The 21,277-nt window shown below is 71.6% G+C and carries 18 protein-coding genes and 1 pseudogene; 11 read left to right on the top strand and 8 right to left on the bottom strand.

Translation table 11 applies throughout. From position 1 onward, the window contains the following. Positions 1-2 precede the first annotated feature (2 nt). Positions 3-2,747 (bottom strand): AAA family ATPase, encoded by a 2,745-nt coding sequence (locus ACFY16_RS31930; RefSeq protein WP_390650780.1) that lies wholly within the window; start codon positions 2,745-2,747, stop codon positions 3-5. A gap of 479 nt (positions 2,748-3,226) precedes the next feature. On the opposite strand from ACFY16_RS31930, the gene ACFY16_RS31925 reads away from it, so the two are divergent. Continuing rightward, a complete protein-coding gene (locus ACFY16_RS31925; protein ID WP_390650690.1) occupies positions 3,227-4,201 on the top strand; it encodes an FAD-dependent oxidoreductase in 975 nt (324 codons plus the stop codon). Positions 4,202-4,367: 166 nt separating this feature from the next. After that, positions 4,368-4,730 carry a WhiB family transcriptional regulator gene (locus ACFY16_RS31920; protein WP_390650689.1) on the top strand — a complete coding sequence of 121 codons (363 nt, stop codon included), beginning with the start codon at positions 4,368-4,370 and terminating at the stop codon, positions 4,728-4,730. Between the two features lie 13 nt (positions 4,731-4,743). Here ACFY16_RS31920 and ACFY16_RS31915 read toward each other — a convergent pair whose 3' ends face one another. Continuing rightward, a complete protein-coding gene (locus ACFY16_RS31915; RefSeq protein ID WP_390650688.1) occupies positions 4,744-5,001 on the bottom strand; it encodes a hypothetical protein in 258 nt (85 codons plus the stop codon). 50 nt (positions 5,002-5,051) lie between these two features. Here ACFY16_RS31915 and ACFY16_RS31910 point away from each other — a divergent pair, with 50 nt between their 5' ends. The 3 genes from ACFY16_RS31910 to ACFY16_RS31900 all read left to right on the top strand — a co-directional run bounded on the left by ACFY16_RS31910 (position 5,052) and on the right by ACFY16_RS31900 (position 7,294). Then, positions 5,052-5,357: a hypothetical protein gene (locus ACFY16_RS31910; protein WP_390650687.1), complete on the top strand. Its 306-nt coding sequence runs from the start codon at positions 5,052-5,054 to the stop codon at positions 5,355-5,357. Further along, positions 5,332-6,171 carry a prephenate dehydratase gene (locus ACFY16_RS31905; protein ID WP_390650685.1) on the top strand — a complete coding sequence of 280 codons (840 nt, stop codon included), beginning with the start codon at positions 5,332-5,334 and terminating at the stop codon, positions 6,169-6,171. Before ACFY16_RS31910 ends, ACFY16_RS31905 begins: the two co-directional genes overlap by 26 nt. A gap of 472 nt (positions 6,172-6,643) precedes the next feature. After that, entirely contained in the window at positions 6,644-7,294 is a 651-nt protein-coding gene (locus tag ACFY16_RS31900) for an HAD-IA family hydrolase (protein ID WP_390650684.1), read from the top strand. Between the two features lie 442 nt (positions 7,295-7,736). Here the strand turns inward: ACFY16_RS31900 and ACFY16_RS31895 are convergent, their stop codons facing one another. After that, positions 7,737-8,225, bottom strand: a complete 489-nt coding sequence (locus ACFY16_RS31895; protein ID WP_390650779.1) for a TetR/AcrR family transcriptional regulator — start codon at positions 8,223-8,225, stop codon at positions 7,737-7,739. Positions 8,226-8,465: 240 nt separating this feature from the next. Here ACFY16_RS31895 and ACFY16_RS31890 point away from each other — a divergent pair, with 240 nt between their 5' ends. Then, complete coding sequence (locus ACFY16_RS31890; RefSeq protein WP_390650682.1) at positions 8,466-10,004, top strand: MDR family MFS transporter; 1,539 nt, start codon at positions 8,466-8,468, stop codon at positions 10,002-10,004. An 85-nt stretch (positions 10,005-10,089) separates the two neighbouring features. Here the strand turns inward: ACFY16_RS31890 and ACFY16_RS31885 are convergent, their stop codons facing one another. Both ACFY16_RS31885 and ACFY16_RS31880 read right to left on the bottom strand, forming a co-directional pair. Continuing rightward, positions 10,090-10,578 (bottom strand): SRPBCC family protein, encoded by a 489-nt coding sequence (locus ACFY16_RS31885; RefSeq protein ID WP_390650681.1) that lies wholly within the window; start codon positions 10,576-10,578, stop codon positions 10,090-10,092. 159 nt (positions 10,579-10,737) lie between these two features. Next, positions 10,738-13,524 (bottom strand): helix-turn-helix transcriptional regulator, encoded by a 2,787-nt coding sequence (locus tag ACFY16_RS31880; protein WP_390650680.1) that lies wholly within the window; start codon positions 13,522-13,524, stop codon positions 10,738-10,740. A 414-nt stretch (positions 13,525-13,938) separates the two neighbouring features. Between ACFY16_RS31880 and ACFY16_RS31875 the strand changes: the two genes are divergently transcribed. Further along, positions 13,939-15,333, top strand: coding sequence for an FAD-binding protein (locus ACFY16_RS31875; RefSeq protein ID WP_390650679.1), 1,395 nt, complete (start codon positions 13,939-13,941; stop codon positions 15,331-15,333). 275 nt (positions 15,334-15,608) lie between these two features. Here ACFY16_RS31875 and ACFY16_RS31870 read toward each other — a convergent pair whose 3' ends face one another. Further along, on the bottom strand, positions 15,609-16,514 hold the full coding sequence (locus tag ACFY16_RS31870) for a 2-dehydropantoate 2-reductase (protein ID WP_390650678.1): 906 nt from the start codon (positions 16,512-16,514) through the stop codon (positions 15,609-15,611). A 372-nt stretch (positions 16,515-16,886) separates the two neighbouring features. On the opposite strand from ACFY16_RS31870, the gene ACFY16_RS31865 reads away from it, so the two are divergent. After that, positions 16,887-17,687 (top strand): GNAT family N-acetyltransferase, encoded by an 801-nt coding sequence (locus ACFY16_RS31865; protein WP_390650677.1) that lies wholly within the window; start codon positions 16,887-16,889, stop codon positions 17,685-17,687. 237 nt (positions 17,688-17,924) lie between these two features. After that, positions 17,925-18,821, top strand: a complete 897-nt coding sequence (locus tag ACFY16_RS31860; protein WP_390650676.1) for a Bax inhibitor-1/YccA family protein — start codon at positions 17,925-17,927, stop codon at positions 18,819-18,821. Between the two features lie 105 nt (positions 18,822-18,926). On the opposite strand, the gene ACFY16_RS31855 is transcribed toward ACFY16_RS31860, so the two are convergent. Next, on the bottom strand, positions 18,927-19,517 hold the full coding sequence (locus tag ACFY16_RS31855; protein ID WP_390650675.1) for a TetR/AcrR family transcriptional regulator: 591 nt from the start codon (positions 19,515-19,517) through the stop codon (positions 18,927-18,929). Between the two features lie 254 nt (positions 19,518-19,771). On the opposite strand from ACFY16_RS31855, the gene ACFY16_RS31850 reads away from it, so the two are divergent. Further along, a complete protein-coding gene (locus tag ACFY16_RS31850; protein WP_390650674.1) occupies positions 19,772-20,155 on the top strand; it encodes a hypothetical protein in 384 nt (127 codons plus the stop codon). A gap of 218 nt (positions 20,156-20,373) precedes the next feature. Next, positions 20,374-20,856, top strand: coding sequence for a hypothetical protein (locus ACFY16_RS31845; RefSeq protein WP_390650673.1), 483 nt, complete (start codon positions 20,374-20,376; stop codon positions 20,854-20,856). Between the two features lie 118 nt (positions 20,857-20,974). On the opposite strand, the pseudogene ACFY16_RS31840 reads toward ACFY16_RS31845, so the two are convergent. Next, a pseudogene (locus tag ACFY16_RS31840) lies at positions 20,975-21,277 on the bottom strand (transcriptional regulator); the annotation flags it as partial.

Raw genomic sequence — 21,277 nt, 5'->3', positions numbered from 1 at the left:
GGTCACACGGTCCGGTCACCGGCGAGCTTGCCCAGCGCGTCGCGCAGTGCGGCGCGTGAGGTGATGCCGAGCTTGGGGAAGACCCGGTACAGGTGTGAGCTGACCGTACGCGGCGACAGGTGCATCCGTTCGCCGATCTCCTTGTTGGTCAGGCCGCCGGCCGCGAGATCCGCGATCCGGCGTTCCTGCCAGGTCAGCGCCGCGAGATGCGCCGAGGAGGCGAGAGCGGACGCGCCGGTGGCCCGGAGCTCGGCCCGGGCCCGTTCGGTCCAGGTCGGCGCGCCCAGCCGCTCGAACGTCGCCGCTGCCTGGGTCAGCGACAGCCGTGCCGCTTTCCTGCCCTGGGTGTGGCGGAGGCGGATGCCGTGGGCGAGGTGGATGCGGGCGAGTTCGAAGGGGAAGCCGGTGCCGGCGGGATGGTTTTCGGCGCGGTCGTACATCTCGTCGGCTTCGGCCGGGTCGGTGGCGGTCATGGCGAGGGCGCCGTAGGTGATCAGGGCGAGGCGGGGGGAGATGTCGGGGAGGTCGGCGTCCCGGGCCGCGAGGGCGTGCCTGCGGGCTTGTTCGGCGCGGCCGGTGTGGAGGGCTGCTTCGACGAGGTCGAGGAGGGTGCGGGAGGCCTGGTGCGCGTAGGGTTCGAAGGAGCCCGGGGGTGTGATGCCGATGGCGTGGAGGTAGGCGGCTTCGTAGTCGCCCTCGGCGAGGGCGGCCGCGGTGCCGATGGCGTCGGCGATCTGGGTGAGGAAGCCGATGCCGCGGGGGCGGGCCCAGGCGTCGACCACGGCCTGCAGCTCCCGGGCCCGGTCCACTTGGCCCCGCAGAGCGGCCAGCAGACCCAGATACGCCTGGATGTTATGCACGAACAGCCCGAGCCGGTGCGTTGTCGCCAGCTCCAGGCAACGCTGTCCGGTCCGCTCGGCCTCGTCCCACTCGCCGACCGCGATCTGGTCGAGCATGATCAGGTGCAGCATGAGCATGGCGGTGGACACGGCCCCCGTCTCCACCTCGCGGTCCACGGCGCGCTGGAGATGCGGCCGGTACTGGCTGAGGGTGTCCACGTGGTAGGCGGCGACGCACAGCCAGGTGACATTCCACGGTTCAAGGTCGTGGAGGCCGGCGAAGGCGTGTTCCACCCGCTCGTGCACACCGGCGCCGCGACGCACCACGTCACCCCAGGAGTCCTGGTAGACGCGTGAAGGCGAGGGCACCAGGTCGCCCAGGTCGTCCAGAAGCTGATGAGCCCGCTCCCACGCGGTCTCGTCACTGGCGTACTGGTTGATGGCCAGCAGCAGGTCGACCAGTCGTGAGAGCATCTCGTCCGGCTCCCGCACCCCGTTGTCGCGCATGCTTTCGATCGCCGCGAAGACCTCGCGCTGCGAGGACCGTACGTCCCCGTCCTCGAGGAACGCGGCATAGCACGACATGATCACCGAGGCCGGGGAATCGTCGGTGCCGGGCCCGGTGCCCGAGCGGACCAGCTGCTGCGCCTGGTCCATCTGGCCGGAGTGCCCGGCGATGTACGCCGCGCTGCCCAGCCGCCTGGACCGTTCCTCGTGGCTCTCGCTCAGTTCTGCGGCCCGGGTCAGCCAGGCCACGGCGGCCAGCGAGCCGCCCCGCCGGGTCGCCAGGTCCGCGGCTGCCTCCAGCGTGGCCGCGACCTGCTCGTCGGGGTCGATCGTCGAGGCCGCCAGGTGCGTGGCCCGCCGTTCCAGATCGTCACGGTGCACCTGAGCGAGCACGGCGTGCGCCGCGCGCCGCTCGTTCGGGGTGGCGATCTGGACGACGGTCGACCGCACCAGGGGATGCCGGAACACGAAGTCGCCGCTGAGCGGTTCGATGTCCAGCAGACCGCAGGCCGCGGCCTCGTCGGCGTCCACCATGCGGTAGCGCGTGCCCCTCGTGTGGCCGGCCGCCGCACCGGCGCCGACACCGTCCAGGGCGCCGCGCAGCAGTTCCGCGCGGACAGCGTTGCCGAGGGCCTCGATCCGGGCGCCGTACACATGCTGCAGGCGCAGGGGCAGCGGGATGCCGGTGTACCCGAGCCGTTCCTCAGGAGTGTGTCCCGCTCGGTTGCCGCGTACGTACGGCGGCAGTTCCAGCAGGGCCAGCGGGTTGCCCTGGGCCTCGTCCAGGACCAGACGGCGGATGCGGGGGTCCAGCCCCGGGTGGTGCATGTCGAGCAGTTGCTCGGAGGCCTTCTCCGTCAGCGTGGTCACCGGCAGTTCCGGCAGCGCGGCGGTGTCGAAGCCTGAGGGCAGGTCGGAGCGCAGCACGACGACGAGCTTCACCGAGCTGCCGGTCAGCCGGCGCCCCACGAAGCCGCACACCTCGGTGCTGGAGGCGTCCAGCCACTGGCCGTCGTCGAGGACCAGCAGGAGGGGCTTCTGCGACGCCGCGAGGGAGAGCAGGTCGAGGACGGCGATGCCGAGGGTCATGACCGAAGGGGGTGTGCCCTCGCTCCTGCCGAAGACGACGTCGAAGACTTTGCGGTGCACGTCGTCCAGCCGGTCGATGGAGGACAGCAGCGGGTACAGGAACTGGTGCAGACCGGCGAACGGCAGCTCGGACTCCGCCTCGACCCCGGCCGCCCGGATCACCCTGTACTTCTCGGCCGCCGCGAGGTCGGCCACATGTTCCAGCAGCGCGCTCTTGCCCACACCCGTGTCGCCGCGCAGTACGAGGGACCGGCCGCCGGCGTCCGTCACGAACGCCGACAGCACCCCCTGCTCGCTTTCGCGGCCGACCATCGACCTCGGGATCGAATCCACAGTCCCCCACTTCCTTCACCGCTGAAGCAGCCCGGCCCGGACGCTCTCGCGTCCGTACGGATCGCGCCAGGTACCAATGGCGAGGGTACGTCGTCGTCCTCTTCGCCGTCGCGGCGAGCGATCGAGGGGGTGTGTTGCCGGAAGCCGCACGTCGGGCGGCGATGTGTGGCAGCGCGGCAGGCCCTGCCACACGCCCGGTGTGTGCCCCTCGACAGCAGACGGCCACGCTCGTGACGTGCCCACCGTCCGCCCCCGCACCTTTCGCAGCCTAGATGCCCCGGGGGTTTTCGTCACCTGGTATGGCCGAAAAAGTTCTTGTTGTGCGGACTCTCCGCCCCATACGCGTCGGCCACGGCTGCCGGATGGCGCGACCGGGCCACCCGGCCCGGGTGTGTACCTTCTGCTGCGAGACATGTTTCGTCGCCCCGACGTCCCGGTCCCTCTGGAGGAACACCACGATGAGCCACTCCGCCCGCGCGTTCTGGCTGAGCTCACCGGGCCACGGCGAGATACGTGACGTAGTGCTTCCGGAGCCGGGGGACGGTGAGGTCCTGGTGCGCACACTGTGGTCGGGGGTCAGCCGCGGCACCGAGACGCTGGTGTTCCGCGGCCAGGTGCCCCGCAGCCAGTGGGACGTGATGCGGGCGCCGTTCCAGGACGGCGACTTCCCCGGCCCGGTGAAGTACGGCTACCTCAACGTCGGCATCGTCGAGGAGGGCCCCGCCGGCCTGACGGGCCGGGCGGTGTTCTGCCTGTACCCGCACCAGACCCGCTACGTCGTCCCTGCGAGTGCGGTGACCCCGGTGCCGGACGGCGTGCCCGCCGAACGGGCCGTCCTCGCCGGCACCGTCGAGACCGCGGTGAACGCGCTGTGGGACGCCGCACCCCTGGTCGGCGACCGGATCGCGGTGGTCGGCGGCGGCATGATCGGCTGCTCGGTGGCGGCTCTGCTGGCCCGATTCCCCGGTGTGCGGGTGCAGTTGGTGGACGCCGACCCCGCCCGGGCCCGGATCGCCGCCGTGCTCGGCGTGGAGTTCGCCGCCCCGCAGGACGCGCGCGACGGGTGCGACCTGGTCGTGCACGCCAGCGCCACCGAGCAGGGCCTCGCCCGGTCCCTGGAACTGCTCAGGGCCGAGGGCACGGTGATCGACCTGAGCTGGTACGGCGACCGGCGCATCGCCCTGCCGCTCGGCGAGGGCTTCCACTCGCGCCGCCTCACCCTCCGCAGCAGCCAGGTCGGCACCGTCTCACCGGCCCGCGCGAACCGCAGCTACGCCGACCGGCTCGCGCTCGCCCTGGAACTCCTCGCCGATCCGGCGCTTGACGCCTTGGCCACCGGCGAGAGCCGGTTCGAGGAGCTGCCCGCCGTGATGCCGGGTCTGGCCTCGGGCGACATCGCCGCCCTCTGTCATCGCATCCGGTACGAGGACTGACGCCCGCTCGCTCGGACGGCCGGTCCGGGACGGGTGCGTACCGCGGCGACCCGGCCCGCGGCGACGGCTCAACACATGTGAGTTAAGCTCATACATATCTAGCAACACGTGTGTACGCACGCAGAGGGCGGGCCCGGCAGGCGCACCGCTGGGGAGCGAGGCTGGCATGGACTGGGCCGACCGAGGGCTGTGCCGGGCGCAGGCGGAACAGATGTTCGCCGAGGGCACCGCCCAGAACGAGGCCAAGGTTGTGTGCGTCAAGTGCCCGGTGCGGCTCGACTGCCTCGCCTACGCCCTGGACCACCGCGAGGAATACGGCGTGTGGGGCGCGATGACCGACCGGGAGCGCCGCGCGCTGCTGCGCCGCCACCCGGCCGTGACGTCCTGGGCGGAGGTCTTCCGGGCGCCCCGGACCTACGAGGACACGGAGCTGATCAGCGTCCCCGGAGTGGCCGTGCAGAAGCCCTCGCAGACCGCACGGAGTCCGAGACGGCAGCCGGGCCGGGCGCCCGTGCGGCTCGACCCCTGAGGCCGCGGCCGGTTCAGGGCCGCAGCGCCCGCAGGGTCGGTTCGCCGTACCGGCGCCACAGCGCCGGATCCCGCTCGGCGAGGTTGACCAGCTGCACGGCCGGCCGATCCAGCAGGGGACCGGTGTACGCCGTCGACCGCCCCTCCGCGAGTCCCTCCGACAGCAGCCGGTCCCGGGCGAGGTTCTCGAAGAGCAGGATCACGAAGGTGTCGCAGGCCCGCGCCGTCTCGGCCTCGGCCAGGACGGGCCCGGCGATGCGCTCCCGACGCACTGGCCGCCCCGGCCGCCACCGAGCCGGCCGCCGTCCTGCACGACGAGCGGATGAGCCTGGCCGCGGCCCTGCACGGCGGCCCCTCCGCCCGGCAGGGCCTGCCCGAGGATGTCGACGAGCGGCTCGCCGCGGGCGTCGGACAGGCCGGGAACGCCGTCCGCCATGTGGTCGCGGCGGCGTACGATCACGTGCCGGCGGCGGGCGGGAGCGGCGACGGGCACCCCCTGGTAGACCTGATCGGGGCCGCTTCACCGATACTTCAGCAGGTGCGGTACGCCATGGAGCTTCTGCCGCGCGACGACAGGACCTCCCTCAGGAAGGCTGAACACGGTGACGACCGTCGCATATCAGGGTGAACCCGGATCCAACTCGGCGACCGCCGCGCACGCCCTTTACCCCGGCGCCGACGAACTGCCCTGCACGAGCTTCGAGCAGGCCCTGGACGCCGTGACCCTCGGCACCGTCGACGTCGCCGTGATCCCGGTGGACAACTCCGCGGCCGGACGCGTCGCGGACGTGCACCACCTGCTGCCGGAGTCGGGGCTGTTCATCGTCGCCGAGTACTTCCTCGCCATCCGTTTCGACCTCATGGGCGTGCCCGGCGCGACCCTGGACCAGCTGGAGTGCGTCCGCAGTCATGTGCACGCGCTGGGACAGTGCCGCAAGCTGCTGCGCGAGGGCGGCTGGCGCACCCTCGTCAGCGATGACACCGCCGGAGCGGCGCGCGAGGTGGCCGAACTCGGCGACCCGCGGCACGCGGCCCTCGCCCCGCCCGCCGCGGCCCGGCTCTACGGCCTCGACGTGCTGCGCTCCGAGGTCGAGGACGACCCGGACAACACCACGCGCTTCGTCGTCCTCTCCCGGGACGCCGCGCCGGCCCCGAACACCGGGGAGCCGACGATGACGAGCCTGTTCTTCTGCGTGCGCAACATCCCGAGCGCGCTGTACAAGGCGCTCGGCGGGTTCGCCAGCAGCGGCGTGAACCTCACCAAGATCGAGAGCTACCAGATGGGCGCGGGGCTCAACCCCAGCCGCTTCTACGTCGAGATCGAGGGACACCCCGACGAGGAGCGCGTCGCCCTCGCCCTGCACGAGCTGCGCTTCTTCTCCTCCGAGGTGCGCATCCTGGGCGTGTACCCCGCGCACCCGCACCGCTCGAAGAACAGCTGACCGCACACCCGTACGGGATGCGGTGCGCGGCCCCGCGCCGACGCGGTACGTCCGACGTCCACGTCGCGCGGGGGCCGCTTCCGCTGCGGCCACTGAGGAAGGCAGCCGGTCCGGAGCGGTCCGGAAGAGGGCGGTCTTCCCGGCACCGCATCACCCCTCGGCCGCGCCCGTCGTGACCGGTGCGCCGAGGGGCCGGGCTCCCGCCGCCGTCGCCGTGGCGGCGGAGAACCCTTCACCGGTACAACGCAGGAACCGGCCCCCGCGGTTCACCTACGCGAGCGATTCACATCCGCGGAGCCGCCACATGTGACTATGTGCCCATTCGGGAAGATATGTTCACATATGAGATGTTCGGGCGGGAATGACGGGCCGTGGGTGATCGGAGTGTGCGCCCGCTGCACATGCGCCTGACCGGCGAGAAACCTGACGACCTGGTGGAAATCCTGTGTCGGCGGCCTTCTAGGGTGTGGGTATGACTCAGCACCGCAAGGGCCTCGTTCTCGACTTCGGTGGTGTGCTGACGACACCTCTGCTGCCCGCCGCGCTCGCCTTCGAAAAGCGCGAGGGGCTGGCCGAGGGGACTCTGCTCACCGGCCTCTACCTCGACCCCGAGGGAATCCGGCTCACCGAGCGACTGGAGCGCGGCGCGCTCACCCAGACCCAGTGGAACGAGGCGGCCGCGGGGCTGCTCGGCATCCCGCCGGACAACCTGATGGGCCGTATCTTCGCCGACCTGCGCCCCGAGACCGCGGTGATCGCCGCGACCGCCGCCGCCCGCCGGGCCGGAGTCAAGGTCGGCATCCTCTCGAACTCCGTCGGCCTGACCCCGTGGAACCTGTACGACGGCTACGAGGTCGAGGAGCGCTACGACGCGGTGGTCCTGTCGGAGGTCCACGGCAAGCGCAAGCCCGAGCCGGAGATCTTCCGGCTCGTCCTGGCCGAACTCGGCCTGAGCGCCGAGGAGTGCGTGTTCGTGGACGACACCGAGCAGCACCTGGCGCCCGCCGCGGACCTGGGATTCGCCACCGTCCACGCCGTGGAACCCGCCCGGACGGTCGCCGCACTCGAAACCCTGCTGGGCATCCCGCTGACAGACAAGGACCTGGACCGGGTCGCCCCCTGAAGTGCTGTGTGATGTCGTCAACTGGACAGGTCGACGGCCGCGTTCGCGGCGGGATCGATTCGACCGGAATGTGGCGCCGCCTCCGCTGGTTTCCCAGAACGCCCCCGTCCGACCCCTTGGTGCCGCGCGCGTCGCGCGCCGGGGGGCGCGGCACGTGGAACGCATCGATGGGAGAAGCCTTGAAGCGACCCGACTCCAGCAACGAGCCGTCCCGACTCCGCCGCGTCCGCCTGCCCGGAACCGTCCCCCTGCCCCCGCCGGCACTCGCCCCGCGCCCTGGGGACACGAAGGAGAAACAGGAGGCCTCCGGCACGGACACGGCTCGGCAGGTCGTGGAATGAGCTGAGCGGCGGCGGGGACGTACCTCTGCGTACCGCCGCCGCACAGGCCGACGGCCCTGGGGAACACCTGGACGCAGGTGTTCCCCAAGGCCGTCGGCGTGTCAGGACGCTCCGAGGCCGTGCAGCAGGGTGTCGACGACGACGTCCGCCGCCTGCGCGGGGCTCAGCTCGGGCAGTTGCCGGGACACGAGGTGCATCAGCTGGGGCAGCAGCGCGCTCGCCCAGCCCTCCGGGAGCCCCGGGCGCAGCAGGCCTTCGTCGGTGGCGCGCTCCAGGAAGGTGTCGACCTCGCGGACGGACGCGTTGCGGCGGGCGTGGACGCTGTCGTCGGCGAGCATGCGGGTGAGGTCGACGGGCCAGGTGCGGTTGACACCGATGATGTTCTCGACGTAGCGGTGCAGGGCCACGGCGACGGGTGCCTCGCGCAGCCGCGCGTCCTCGATGGCCCGCTCGATGGCCTCCAGGCGGGACTCGTAGATCGCCGCGAGAAGTTCCTCGCGGGAGGCGAAGCGCCGGTAGACGGTGCGCCGGTCCACGCCCGCCTCGGCGGCGATGCTCGCGATGCTCGCGCCCGGGTCGGCGGCGAGCATGCGCGCCCCGGTGGTCAGGACGGCTTCCAGGTTGCGTGCTGCGTCGGCTCTCACCCCACCGAGTCTAGTGGCGGAATGTGAAGCCTGAGACCTCTATCGCCTCTCGCGAGTGGAACCCTTGCCATTAAGTGCTACAGTGGAGTGACAGATAGCGAAGGTAGTGCCAGGCCGATGAGTCTCATCGTTGGGGCGCGGTCGGCACACCGTCCATGTGCACCACTTCCAGAAAGGCACGTCCCGATGTCGAAGGCACAGCAGTCCACAGCACCCGAGGCGGGTGGTGTCGCCGTCGCGATGAGCGCGCTGGTCCTCGCGGTCCTCCTGGCGGCCCTGGACCAGACGATCGTCTCGACCGCGCTGCCCCGGATAGCGGAGGACCTGAACGGGTTCGACAACATCGCGTGGGTCAGCGCCGCGTACCTGCTCGCCTCCACGGCGGTGACGCCGCTGTGGGGCAAGCTCGGCGACATGTTCGGCCGCAAGCGGCTCTACCTGGCGTCGACCTCGATCTTCCTGATCGCCTCCGTGGCCTGCGGCCTGGCGCAGAACCTGCCCGAGCTGATCGGCGCCCGCGTACTCCAAGGCGTGGGCGGCGGCGGCATGATCGTGCTGACCTTCGCCCTCGTCGGCGACATCGTCGCCCCCAGCGACCGCGGCCGCTACCAGGCCATGTTCGGTTCGGTCTACGGCGTCGCCAGCATCGTCGGCCCCCTGCTGGGCGGCGTCTTCACCGACCAGCTGTCCTGGCGGTGGGCCTTCCTGATCAACCTGCCCGTCGGCATCGTCGCCCTGGCCATCGCCGCCCGTGCGCTGCCCGCCGCCACCCGGGGCGCCAAGGCCCGCATCGACTACCTCGGCGCCACCATCCTGGCCGCCATCGCCACCGGCCTGGTCCTGATCACGTCCTTCGGTGAGCGCTGGGGCTGGGGTTCGCCGGCCATCACCGGCCTGATCGTCGCCACCGTCGTCCTCGCCGTGCTGCTGGTGCCGGTCGAACGCCGCGTCGCCGCCCCCGTCCTGCCGCCGGCCATGCTCGGCTCCCGGACCGTGGTCTTCTCCTCGCTGATCGGCTTCTTCGCCAACGCCGCGATGTTCGCCGTGCTGGTCTACCTGCCGACCTACCTCCAGATCGTCCACGGAGTCTCGGCCACCCTGTCCGGCATCTACATGCTGCCGCTGGTCGCCGGCCTGGTCGTCAGCCAGTCCCTGGCCGGACGCTGGGCCGCACACGTCGAACGGCTGCGGGTGATCCTGCTCGCCGGTCTGGCCGCCAACCTCGCCGGGCTGCTCCTGCTGGGCACCATCGGCGCCGCCACCAACACCCTGGTGCTGAGCGTCTACTTCCTGATCACCGGTGTCGGCATCGGCATGGTGCCCATGGTCGTGCTGACCACCGTCCAGAACAGCGTGCCCGCCGCCGACCTCGGCGCCGCCAGCGCCGTCGTCACCTTCGCCCGCTCCATCGGCGCGGCCTTCGGAGTCGCCGTCTTCGGCACCCTGCTCAACACCGGCTTCGCCGACCGCACCCACGCCCTGCCGACCACCGGAGGCTTCGACGCCGCCCGCCCCGACACCATCGGCCGACTGCCCGGCGCTCTGCGCGACACCGCACTGGACGCCTTCGCCCACGCCACCGCCATGGGCTACCTCTGGATCGCCCCCACCCTCGCCGTCGGCATCGTCCTCGCCCTCTTCCTCAAGCCGGCGCGGAAGACCGACGACAAGGCCGGTGCCCCCGACCCCGACCCCGCCACCAAGGAAGCAGTCCCGGCCGCCTGACCCACCGGACCACGCGACCTCGACCGGCCGACGCCCTCACCGGGTGCCGGCCGGCGGCGTGTTTTCGCACGCCCGCGGCGGTCGACTACGCGCCGCTGTCCTCCGGGGCGCCCTCCGAGAGCCGCTTGAGCTGTGCGAGCCACAGAGTGTTCAAGCGCTGTGCCCACAGCGGGGTCAACGAGTCGAGGGACTTGGCGGCGGGACCGCGGACCACGTTCTCGATCACCACATGCGTGCCGTCCGCGACCGGAGTGAGCAGCCAGGCCTGATACAGCTGCACACCGGCGCCGATGCCCGACCAGCCGAGCCGACTCTGCGGCACGTGCTCGCCCAGGTAGAGCTCGAACCGGTCCCCGTGGAACCACACCTCGAACGTCCGGGTGAGCGGCCCGGCCCGGACCTCGGTGACGCCCGGAACCCACTCCGGCCACCGCATCACATCGGTGAGCAAGGCGAAGGCCGTGCCGGGCGGAGCGTGCACGACGGCCTGCGCCTGACAGAAGCTGTCCGCCTGATCCGGTGAGAAGCCCGACGGCCAGTGGATGTCCGGATGACTGTCCGAGGCGCCGCACATCCGGGTCCCCTCTCGTGGTGCACGGTGGCACCGGGCGCGGCCACCGGGGGAGGACAGCCCGGAGAGGTGTCCTCGCCCCCACTCTGCGCGGGCGCCCGGGACCCGGCATACGTAAAATGACTGAGCCAGGACGAAGCCGTCGGCCCTCGCCCGCCGCGGTCAGTCGCTCTCCTTCGTCTCCAGCTCGGAGAGCGCGTCCCGCAGCGCGGCCCGCGAGGTGATGCCCAGCTTCGGATAGATCTGGTAGAGGTGCGTGCCGATGGTCCGGTGCGACAGGAACAGCCGCTCGGCGATCTGCTTGTTGGTCAGCCCGGTCGCCGCGAGCGTGGCGATCTGCAGCTCCTGGGCGGTCAGCGCCACGAGGCCCGGCCGGGCGGCGGTCGGCGCCGACTGGCCACTGGCCCGCAGCTCCGCCGCGGTACGCGTCACCCAGGGTTTGGCGCCCAGCCGCTGGAAGGCCTCCAGCGCCTGGGTCAGCTGCTCCCGGGCCCCCGTCGTGGCCCGCAGCCGCCGCAACCGCTCGCCGTGGAAGAGCCGCACCCGCGCGACGTCGAAGGGCCGGCGCTCCGGACCGGGCAGCGACAGCGCCCGCTCGAAGAGGGCGAGCGCCGCCTCCCCGGGCGTGGTCAGCGCCTCGCAGGCCACCACCAGCAGCTCCAGCCGGGACGACAGCCCGGCCATCGCGGACTCGCGCATCGCCCTCGCGTGCGCCGCGGCCTCCTTCTCCCGGCCGGTCCTGATGGCCGCCTCGACCAGGTCCATCGCGCCCCACATGGCGATCGGGACGTACGGGGCGACGGTCCCGGGCGGGCTGAGCGTGCTGGCGTGCTGGTAGGCGGTCTCGAAGTCGCCGCTGCCGAGCGCGGCCAGCGCCCTGGCGTGGCAGGCGAAGAACCGTGCGCCGATGGTCCCGCGCGGCATCGCCCACCGGACGATCTCCTCGGTCAGCGCGGCACTGGCCTCCGCGTCGCCCTGCGCCGCGGCCACGGCCGCCTGGATGTACTGGAAGTACCACGCGTAGAACCGGTAGTCGTGCGCCTCGCACAGGGCGAGCCCCTCAGCCGCGAGCTGCGCGGCGTCGTCCCACCGGCCCAGGTGGAAGTAGTCCAGCCCCAGGTGCATCAGCGCACCCAGGTGGCGGCGGACGGGCGCGGTGCCGGCCCGGCCCTGCTCCACCAGCCGGCGGGTGGCCCACCGGAAGTCCCCGAGCCGGTCCGCGAAGACGGAGGCGGTGCCGACGCGGATCACACGCGTGGGGTCGTCCCCCACGGTGGCGATCAGCTCCGTCAGGCGAGGCAGCGCCGCGGCACCGGTGCGTGCCGGGTCGCCGAAGGTCTGGGTGACCACCCAGAGCAGCTCGGGCGGCTCGGGGACCAGCCGGTCCACGAACGCCAGCAGCGGCTCCCACAGCTTTGGGTCACCGCCGTACCAGCACAGCAGCACCAGGACGTGCAGTGCTTCGATGAGGCCGTCGTCCGAGGCGTCGTAGCCGTGCCCCCCGGACTCGATCGCCCCGACCAGCAGCCGGTACGCGGTGTCCATGTCGCCGTCCCTGTTGATCAGCAGGAACGCCGACGCGGCCGCCGCGTGCAGCGACTGCTGCCCGGCTGGATGGGCCTGGGCTCCGGCGAGCAGCCGCGAGGCGTCCTCCAGCTCTCCGCTGGAGTCCACGCCGACATAGGCTGCCTCTGCCATCCGGCGGCTCTCGTCGGACGCCGTGGGGCTGAGCCCCGCGGCGCGGGTCAGCGCCGCCACCGCGCCGAGCGCGTCCCCTCGCCGCAGCCGGCGTCGCGCGGCCTCCTCCAGCAGGGCCGCGACCGTCTTGTCCGGGCCCACCGCCGCCTCTCCCAGGTGCCAGGCGCGGCGCTCCAGCTGGTCGCCGAGCACGTCGGCGAGCGCCTGATGGGCTCGTCTGCGTTCCGCGGCGGTCGCCAGCTCCACCACCGCGGAACCGATCAGCGGATGCCGGAAGGCCAGCCGCCGGTTGTCGGTCGAGATCGTCACCAGCCGGTTCTGCTCCGCGGGGGTGAGGTCGTCGACACCGGCCCGGTCGGCCGCGGCGGCCTCGACGGCGGCCAGGTCACCGGTTCCGTCGAGGGCCGCGAGCAGCAGCATCTGCCGGGTGGGGCCGGGCAGACCGGCCACGCGCGAGGCGAACATGGCCTGCAGCCGCTCGCTCAGGGGCAGCACGGGGGGCACCGCGGCCAGGGTCGAACGCTGCTCGGCGGAGAGCGCAACCGGCAGCTCCACCAGCGCCAGCGGGTTGCCGCGCGCCTCGGCCGCGATGCGGCGCCGTACGGCGGGGGAGACGTCGGGGTGCGCGAGGGCGAGCAGTTCGGCCGACGAAGCGTCGTCCAGCGGCTCCAGCCGCCGCTCGGTCAGGCCGCTGGACTCGAAGAAGCTGTCGGAGCCCGTACGGGAGGCCGCGAGAAAGCCGATACGGCTGCCGACGAGCCGCCGGGCCACGAAGCCGAGCACGGCGTTGGTCGCCCGGTCCAGCCACGGCAGGTCGTCGATGACGAGCAGCAGCGGCGTCCGTACGGATATCAACCGGAGCAGCAGCAGAGCGGCGGTGGAGGTCAGCAGACGGTCGGGCGGCGGCCCGCTGCCGATGCCCACCGCGACCCGCAGCGCGTCGCGGTGGGCGGTGTCGAGGATGTCGAAGTCGTCGAAGAGCGGGACGAGCAGCTGGTTGAGACCGGCGTAGCTGATGTCCGCCTCGAACTGCACGCCGGACGCCCGCAGGACCCGGACGCCGTTGTGCGTGGCGCCCTTCGCCACCGCGTCGAGCACGGCGGTCTTGCCCACCCCGGCCTCGCCGGAGAGCAGCAGGGCCGCTCCGTGGACCTCGGAGTTGCCGAAGAAGGAGTGAATGAACGCCAGGTCCCCGTCGCGTCCGACCAGCCGTGTCGAGGTCGGGCAGACGGTCGAGTCCAGGTCACTCATCGGGCTGCCTCCAACGGCCGACGGAGGGAGGCCCGGTGCTGTGCGCCGACCTGGCTGCGCTTGCACCCGGCTCCGTGCGGCCCATGCAATCACTGCAGTTCAAGGGACGTCCAGATTTCACCGTTGCCGTTATCCGGTTCGGCCCCCGGCGGGGGCTCGGGCCATGTCGGCACCGGCATCCCCAGGCGGCACACGTGTTCCGGGTATACCTGTCTTTCACGATGGCGGAATGACCGACACCGTCAACATGTGAGTACGGACATGTTGATGTGAACGGTGGAGCATGTCCGGCTCGTTTCAGTGGCGTCAGGATTCGGCGCCCAATGCCCGTTCTGTGCCGCTACGTACAGGACCGAGGGTGCTCCATGCGGGTTGAGTGAGGTTGTGATCAGGATGAGTGCGGACGTATCCGATATGACAGGTGTGAACCTGCCGCCCGAGGACGTGACGGCCCTGCGGCAATCCGTGGCGGGACCGGTTCTGGAGCCGGGAGCGGAGGGATACGAGGCGGAGTGCGCCACGTACAACCTGATGTGTGCCCTCCGGCCGGCGGTCGTGGTCGGCGCGACCAGTGAGTCGGACGTCCAGGAGGCGGTCCGGTTCGCCGCGCGCCACGGGCTGCCGGTGGCGGTGAAGTCCGCGGCCCATCAGGTCGTCTCCGCCGCCGAAGGCGGGCTGCTGATCACGACGCAGCGGATGAAGGGCCTCTTCGTCGACGCGCAGCGGCGCACCGTGCGGGTCGAGGCGGGTGTGCGCTGGAACGAGGTGCTGCCCCGCACGGCCGAGTTCGGCCTGGCCCCGGTCGTGGGCTCGGCACCGAACGTCGGCGTCGTCGGGTACACCCTGGGCGGCGGGCAGAGCCCACTGCTGGGACGCACGCACGGCTACGCCGCCGACCATGTGCGGTGGGTCGACCTCGTCACGGCGGACGGGGAACTGCGCCGGGTGACGCCGGAGAGCGAACCGGACCTGTTCTGGGCGCTGCTGGGCGGCAAGGGCAACTTCGGCGTCGTGACCGAGCTCGAGTTCGACGTGTTTCCGGTCTCGCACTTCTACGGCGGCTGCATCTACTTCCCGGGCGAGCACCTGGCCCAGGTGCTCGAGGCCTGGCGCGCCTGGCTGCCGACCATGCCGGAGGAGATGACCTCGTCCATCGGCATCCAGCGCCTGCCCGACATCCCCGTGCTGCCCGAGCCGCTGCGGGGTGCCTTCGTCATCCACCTGCGGATCGGCTACCTGGGGTCGGAGGCCGAGGGTGCCGAACTGATCGCCCCGCTGCGGGCGGCGGCGCCGGTGCTGATCGACCTGGTGGGGGAGAAGCCCTTCACCGCGATCGGCGAGATCCACATGGATCCGGTGGATCCGATGCCGTACTTCGACCGCAGCCTCTGCCTGGAGGAGTTCTCCGAGAAGACGGCGCAGGCGTTCGTGGAGCTCGCCGGCCCGGACTCGGGGTGCACCCTGGCGAACGTCGAGATCCGGGCGCTCGGCGGCGCCTTGGACCGTGAACCGGCGTTCCCCAACTCGGTGCCCAGTCGAGGCCTTCCGTATGTCGTGTTCGGTTTCGCGGTGGGCCCTGCGGACCATGCGGAGCGGCTCCAGGCCGAGCTGGCGCGGGTCGTGGACGGGCTGAGGCCCTGGGCGGCGGAGCGGAACATGGTGAACTTCCTCTCGCCGGACGAGGCGACCGACACCGAGGGCGTGCGCGCGGTGTACGGGGCGGAGCGGTTCGACCGGCTCGCCGCCGTGAAGAAGCGCTACGACCCGGCCAACGTCTTCCGGTTCAACCACAACATCACACCCGCCTGATCCCGGGCCCGGGAAACACGGCGCCCCGTCGCCGAGCCGTCCGACGCCAGGACCGGCGGGCGGCGACGGGGCGGTGACCCGATGGGTACGCGCCCGGCTACCGGACGAGCTCGGCGTACTCCTCGAAGTCGCCTCCGGCGGGCCGCCGGCGAGGTCCACCCATCCGAGATTCACTGCCATGCGGCGGCGCATGTGCGCAATGTCGTCCGGCCGGAACCTGCCGACACACCGTCATACGTATCTGGTCAGACGCAAGTCGAGCGTGAGGCGACGCCTCACGCCAGGGGTGCCACCGCCTGCAGCAGTGCCGTCATGGCCCGGTTCAGCGGGACGTCGATCCCGTGGGCCTCTGCATGGCGGACCACCGCCCCGTTGAGCGCCTCCCATTCCAGCGCGCGGCCCGCGAGCCGGTCGTACAGCATCGACGTGCCGTTGCCCTCGCTGAACTCGCTCATGAACGCCAGCGTCCGCGCCACGTCGGCCTCGGTGAGACGGGCCCCGACCGCCACCGCCACCGCCTGCGTCTCGCGCACCAGGCCCGCGGCGAGGTCGAGGATCATGGGGTCGCCCATGACTTCCATACGGCGCAGGGTGAGCGCCGTCAGCGGGTTCACCGCGGCGTTCAGCATCAGCTTGCGCCACGCTGCCGTGACCAGGTCCTGCTGCGGGCGGATCTCCATGCCGCTGCCCCGGAACAGCCGCACCAGCCGCTCGGCCTCGGGCCCGGCCGGGACGTCGAGGCTGTTGCCGTAGCCGAGGCGGATGTGTCCTGGTGCCTGCCGCTCGGCCTGGATGTACACCAGCGACGGCACGACGGTCGCCTCCGGGGCGAGCGCGTGCACGCCCTCGGCCTGGTCGACGCCGTTCTGCAGGATCACGACGGTGGTGTCCTGGTCGCACAGGGCAGCGAGCCAGCGGGCCGTGCTCGCGGTGTCGAAGGCCTTCACCGCCAGCAGGACCCAGTCCACCGGCTTCAGGTCCTCGGCGTCGGTCACCACGCGCACGGGCACGCGTTCCTCGCCGTCCGAGGTCTGTATCACCAGTTCCTCGAACGGGGTCCGCACACAGAGCGAGACGTCGTGTCCGGCCTTGTGCAGGGCCCACGCGAACACGCCGCCGACCGCTCCGGCCCCGATCACGGCCACCGACTGCCGGGCGTCGCCCTCGTCTGTCAAGATCATGAAGGTTCTCCTCTTCATACACATATAGTCACATGTATGGTGTTTCGGATGTGCGTATCAGAGATAAGTGTCTCTCCGGTGTGCCTCGCGAAGTGAACCGGCGGCGGCCCCGAATCCGTGTGGATGACGGCAGGTTCCCGTGGTAGATCGGCTGCGGCGGGGACGTGGCGGCCGTTCGGCGTGGTGCGCATCCGGGTGATCGCCCCCCGGGCTGCCGCTTCGATCCGTCGTGGGGGCGGACCGAGCGGCGGCCCGGGTCTGTCCGGAACGTGCCGCGACGCGCGGCGGAGGCGGGTTCTGAACTCCTTGACCGGCGACGATCGTTGTACGAGGCGTAGGACATTTCGCACACACGACGAGGTGAGGGTTGCCATGACGAATCTCGCGGCCGCGGTCGAATCCGTGGCGCAGCTGTCCACAGTCTGGCGTGCCATGGTGCTCGACCGGGACCAGGAGGCGGACGTACGGGATCTGCCGGGTGTCGCCGTCCGCTGGGCCGACTGCCGGTTCGCCTTCTGGAACGCGATCACCCTGACCGAGGTCGGGGCCGACGCAGAGCTGCTGGAGAAGCGTCTGCAGCAGGCCGCGGACATCATGCGCGCCAAGAAGCAGCCGGGCTTCCTGTGGCTGTTCGACGACCTGCTCGCCGACGACGCCCGCGCAGCGCTGGAGGACGCTGCCGAGCGCGCGGGCCTGGCCTACGCCTTCCCCGGCACCGGCATGGCCGGCGACCTGCTGCCCATCCCCGAGCCCGGCCACCCTGAGCTGACGTTCGAGCGGGTCACCACCGACGAGCAGCTGCGCGCCTACGCGGACCTCAACTCGCGCGCCTACGGCTTCCCCCTGGAAGCGGGCCGCGACGGTCTGGTCGGCTCCACGCTGTGGAAGCGGCAGGCGTACGCCTACCTGGCGTTGCGGGACGGCGTCCCGGTCGCCTGCGCTGCCACGGTCGAGGCACAGGGCCGGCTCTTCGTCGTGCTCGTCGCCACCGACCCCGACCAGCAGCGTCGGGGGTACGGCGAGGCGGTGACCCGCAAGGCGCTGTACGAAGGCGCCCGCGCCACCGGCCTGACCCGGGCCACCTTGCACGCCACCGCCGCCGGGGCACCCGTGTACCCGCGCATCGGTTTCGAGCCGAACTCCCCGATGCACTTCTACGGGCTCAAGGACTGAGAACCCGAGGCTCACCTCGGATCCCACCGTCAAGTGACTGATGCGCGTGGTTTGTCCGGTCGTGCAGGCTGAAGACAGCCGACACCTCCGGCGAGCCCGTCGGCACCCGGGCACACACACCAACACCGGGGACGCCCCACGCGGACGTCCCCGGCCGACGACCCGGGCGAGACCCCGCCCCGCCGGCCGGCGCGGCCTCGGGTGGCGGTCCGCCCGACACGGAGAAGAGGATCTGGCGTGACACCGGTCGAGCAGCAGCGTTCGTTGACGAGCAGCAACCCGATACTCTCCCGGCCGCAGTTCAGGCGTCGGGGCGGACAGAAGACGGCGGCCAAGGACCCACGGGCGGGAATCGCCGTCGCGCGGGGCCGGGTCGGGGCCGGCGGCCAGGACCTGGACCAGTTCCGCGAGGACGACCACGCGCCGCTGCCTCTCCTCGTCGCCGACCTGATGACGATGGACGACGTCCTGTCCCGTGCGGCGACGGGGCTCGCGGTGACAGCGCTGGCGGCCGCGCTGTCGTGGACGCTGCCGGCGCACACTCCCCTCGGCACGGCCGCGGGCTACGGCATCGCCGCCGGCGCCGGACTGGTCGCCGCGGCACTGGTGGTGATCCAGCGCCGCAGGAACCTGCCGTCGCCGACCCTGACCCTGGCGTTCGCCGCCTTCCAGGGCCTGTTCCTCGGTGTGTTCTCGACCACGGTCTCCAGTCACATCTCACCGGGAGTCCTCGTCCAGACCGTGCTGGGGACGATGGCGGCCTCCGCCGGAGTCCTCCTCGCCCACAAACTGCACTGGACGCGAGCGAACCGCCGTTTCTACCCCTTCGTCGGCGCCGGACTGCTCGGACTCTGCTTCCTCGCCCTCGCGGACTGGATCCTGTTCCCTCTCATGGGCGCGGACGGCCTGGGTCTGCGCACCGCGGGTCTCGGCGTCCTCACGGGCCTCGTGGGCGTCGTCCTCGCGGCGTCCTTGCTGCCCCTGTACTTCAGGAAGGTCGAGGACGGCATCGCGTGCGGCGCGTCCCGTGACCAGTCCTGGACGGCCGCGTTCGGGCTCACTCTGACCCTGGCCTGGCTGTACGTGGAGACCGTACGACTGCTCACCCTCTTCCCGAGCGAAGAGCTCTACTGACGCACTCGGCCTCCGCCTCACCCGGTTCTCCAACGTCTTCACGGCGTTCTTCACGTGAGGCTGACCGACCACACCAGGCAGAACGTCCCGGACACTCGGCGGGGTTCACCCCGCCTGCCGGGCTTCCTCGGGGGCCGGGGCGTCCTGCGCGGCGCCCGACGGGCACAGCCCTCGCAGCAGCACGGTGAAGAGCCGTCCCGCCCGGGCGCGTTCCCTCTCGTCCGCACCGACCCGCCACAGGGGACCGAGCAGCAGGAGCACGTCGTCGGCTGTTGTCCCGGGCACGATGGTCCCGGCCGTCCTGTTGGCCGCCACCAGCGCCGAGAGGGCGTCGAGCAGCGGCTGGTACGCCTGCCGGCACTGCTCCGTCAGCGCGCCGGTGGCCCCGCTCATCGCGTCCGCGAACTCCGGTGTGCACCTGCCGACACTCAGGAGGCGTTCCAGCCACGCGCGCAGCGCGAGCGGCGGGCACAGGGTGCTCAGGAGGGCGGGCACGGCGGACACCAGCTCGTCCACCTCTTCCCAGTACACCTGGAGCACCAGGGACTCCCGGGTGGGGAAGTGACGGTAGAGCGTCCCCTGGCCCACGCCCGCTCTGCGCGCTATGGACTTCAACGAGGTGTCGCCGGGAACGGCGAGCACTTCTGCTGCCGCTTCGAGGATGCGCAGCCGGTTGGAGCGTGCGTCCGATCTCATCGATGCTCCGGTCTCTCCGGTGGTGATGCCACTGGGCGCCGCCCTGCCACGTCCGGCAGGGACTCATGTGTCACACACATATCTGTGGGCCGGTCGACAACGGGGGAGCTCCCCGGGTGCGGCGAGTCGGTGCGGGAGGCGCCAGTGAGAAACGTATTCTGAGTCAAACCTACACTGCCCCGCCGCCTGGCGGAGGCGCGCCCCGCGCCCCGCGGAACCACAACGCCAGCCTGAACAGAAGGCCATCGATTCCCATGTCCCCTGAGACAGTCGCTCCCCTCGCCGCGCTGGAACGGCACACGCCCGCCGTGGCCCGGCTCACCTCGCTGACCTCCGTCTTCGTCGAAGATCTCGACCGGGGCAGCTGGACTCCCGGGCCGCTGGAGCGGACCCTCGCGGCCCGTCTGCTCCTGGCCTGTGCCGGAGACGGGCAGTTCACCCCGTTCCGCGTGCGCGAGACCCTGCTGGACGGCAGCGTCGCCCTGACGTACGCCGGCGGCGGCCGACTCGCCCGGCTCCTCGCCCAGCTTCTCGAGGTGACCACGCACCCGGCGCCGGGCGCCGACTCCGCACTGGACGACGCCGCACGGCTGCTGGAGCGGGCGGCACGGGACATACCCGCCCCCGACGAGGTCTGACGGCACAGGCGATCCTGGGCACTGCCGCCGACGTCAAGACTGAAGGCGGAGTCCTGCGACGGCGGAGGGATTCACACGTGTGTCTCGACGCGCGATGGATGCCATGGCTCGCGCGGGTCGCGTAACACCTGGCAGTCAGATGACGGATGTGCCGAGTACCCCGCCTCCGGAAGACTCAATGCCGCGAAGCTCACACACCGGTACGGAGGGGAGAGAACATGACGAGGTATGACAGACATGACCGGCCGTGCCCTGACCGTTCGCCGGCCATCCAGTCATCGTCGAGGCGGCGGCCCCGGGGCGACGGTGCGGACCGGCCCGTTCTCACCCTGGTACGGGGCTCCGAGGCCGACCGGGCGCCCGTCGAGCTGTCCACGCTGACGCGGACGCCCATGCCGGCCGACGTCCGGGGCGCGATCGTGGCGCCGGTGCACGGCCGGCTCATGGCCACCTGGATGCCGCTGAGCGGACCGTCCCGCATTCCGCAGGGCCGCGTGCTGCTGTCCTGGACGCCCTCGGGCGAGGACCGCACGGACGTCACCGCCCACCTTGGCCTCGCGGGCGCCCAGGTCCTGCTGGCGGTCTGGCCCGGCGTGCGCGGCGACTGGTCCGGTGTCGTGCGCCCCACCGTCGTCGAGGTGACGGAGCTGCACGCGGCGCTCCGCCTCGCCACCGTGGTCCTGGACCGGCTGACCGACTGAGCGGGCGGCCCCGCCGAAACGTGAACGGACCGGCCCGGGGAAGGGGCCGGTCCGCTCACGTCGAGGCTTACGCCTGCTCGTCCACCCAGCTCAAGAGCTGGCTTCACTGCGCAGGCCGCTACGGAGTCGTGTTCTTCCCCGCATTCGCGTCCGCCCGCTCGGCGGTCCAGGAGGTGAGGATGCGCAGGGCGTCGTGGGAGGGGCTGCCGGTCTCGGCGGTCAGGACCATCAGACGCTGCCCGGAACCGTCGGAGCCGGACCAGGTGTCGCAGTCCAGGGTGAGGTCGCCGACCAGGTGGTGGCGGTACTGCTTGGTACCGTACGTCGCGCTGTTGACGCGGTGTTCGGCCCACCAGGTGCGGAAGTCCGTGTCCCGCACGGACAGATCACCGACGAGACGGGCGAGCTCCGGGTCGTCGGG

The organism is Streptomyces sp. NPDC001315 (genome assembly GCF_042896175.1).
GTDB lineage: Bacteria > Actinomycetota > Actinomycetes > Streptomycetales > Streptomycetaceae > Streptomyces.
Note: the sequence above shows the minus strand (reverse complement) of the source record. Positions and strands in the feature narration are given on the sequence as shown.

Coding starts and splice junctions, on each gene's coding strand:
- ACFY16_RS31930 (WP_390650780.1), bottom strand. CDS start 2,747: ATGGTCGGCCGCGAAAGCGAGCAGGGGGTGCTGTCGGCGTTCGTGACG.
- ACFY16_RS31925 (WP_390650690.1), top strand. CDS start 3,227: ATGAGCCACTCCGCCCGCGCGTTCTGGCTGAGCTCACCGGGCCACGGC.
- ACFY16_RS31920 (WP_390650689.1), top strand. CDS start 4,368: ATGGACTGGGCCGACCGAGGGCTGTGCCGGGCGCAGGCGGAACAGATG.
- ACFY16_RS31910 (WP_390650687.1), top strand. CDS start 5,052: ATGAGCCTGGCCGCGGCCCTGCACGGCGGCCCCTCCGCCCGGCAGGGC.
- ACFY16_RS31900 (WP_390650684.1), top strand. CDS start 6,644: ATGACTCAGCACCGCAAGGGCCTCGTTCTCGACTTCGGTGGTGTGCTG.
- ACFY16_RS31895 (WP_390650779.1), bottom strand. CDS start 8,225: ATGCTCGCCGCCGACCCGGGCGCGAGCATCGCGAGCATCGCCGCCGAG.
- ACFY16_RS31890 (WP_390650682.1), top strand. CDS start 8,466: ATGTCGAAGGCACAGCAGTCCACAGCACCCGAGGCGGGTGGTGTCGCC.
- ACFY16_RS31885 (WP_390650681.1), bottom strand. CDS start 10,578: ATGTGCGGCGCCTCGGACAGTCATCCGGACATCCACTGGCCGTCGGGC.
- ACFY16_RS31880 (WP_390650680.1), bottom strand. CDS start 13,524: ATGAGTGACCTGGACTCGACCGTCTGCCCGACCTCGACACGGCTGGTC.
- ACFY16_RS31875 (WP_390650679.1), top strand. CDS start 13,939: ATGACAGGTGTGAACCTGCCGCCCGAGGACGTGACGGCCCTGCGGCAA.
- ACFY16_RS31870 (WP_390650678.1), bottom strand. CDS start 16,514: ATGATCTTGACAGACGAGGGCGACGCCCGGCAGTCGGTGGCCGTGATC.
- ACFY16_RS31865 (WP_390650677.1), top strand. CDS start 16,887: ATGACGAATCTCGCGGCCGCGGTCGAATCCGTGGCGCAGCTGTCCACA.
- ACFY16_RS31855 (WP_390650675.1), bottom strand. CDS start 19,517: ATGAGATCGGACGCACGCTCCAACCGGCTGCGCATCCTCGAAGCGGCA.
- ACFY16_RS31850 (WP_390650674.1), top strand. CDS start 19,772: ATGTCCCCTGAGACAGTCGCTCCCCTCGCCGCGCTGGAACGGCACACG.
- ACFY16_RS31845 (WP_390650673.1), top strand. CDS start 20,374: ATGACGAGGTATGACAGACATGACCGGCCGTGCCCTGACCGTTCGCCG.